Raw genomic sequence first — 364 nt, forward strand, 5'->3', positions numbered from 1 at the left:
TTCGCAGGTGCCGGCGCCGACGTAGCCGGCTTCGCGCAGGATGGCCTTGGAGGCGCGGTACAGCTCGGCGTTCTGCTCGGGGGTGAGGAACGGCGCGGGCGCTTCCTCGACGAGCTTTTGGTGGCGGCGCTGGAGCGAGCAGTCGCGGGTGGAGACGACCACGACGTTGCCGTGCTGGTCGGCCAGGCACTGGGTCTCGACGTGGCGGGGTTTGTCGAGGTACTGCTCGACGAAGCATTCGCCGCGGCCGAAGGCGGCCACCGCCTCGCGGACGGCGGAGTCGTAGAGTTCGGGGATCTCCTCCAGCGTGCGGGCGACCTTGAGGCCGCGGCCGCCGCCGCCGAAGGCGGCTTTGATGGCGACG

Annotated in this window: 1 protein-coding gene; it reads right to left on the reverse strand. The window is 71.2% G+C overall.

The genetic code is table 11. The features are described 5' to 3' along the window. Positions 1-364 (reverse strand): ATP-binding protein (locus OO48_RS34090; protein ID WP_033223582.1); only part of this gene is annotated, 364 nt, incomplete at both ends.

Source organism: Kitasatospora phosalacinea (genome assembly GCF_000716545.1).
GTDB classification, from domain to species: domain Bacteria; phylum Actinomycetota; class Actinomycetes; order Streptomycetales; family Streptomycetaceae; genus Kitasatospora; species Kitasatospora phosalacinea.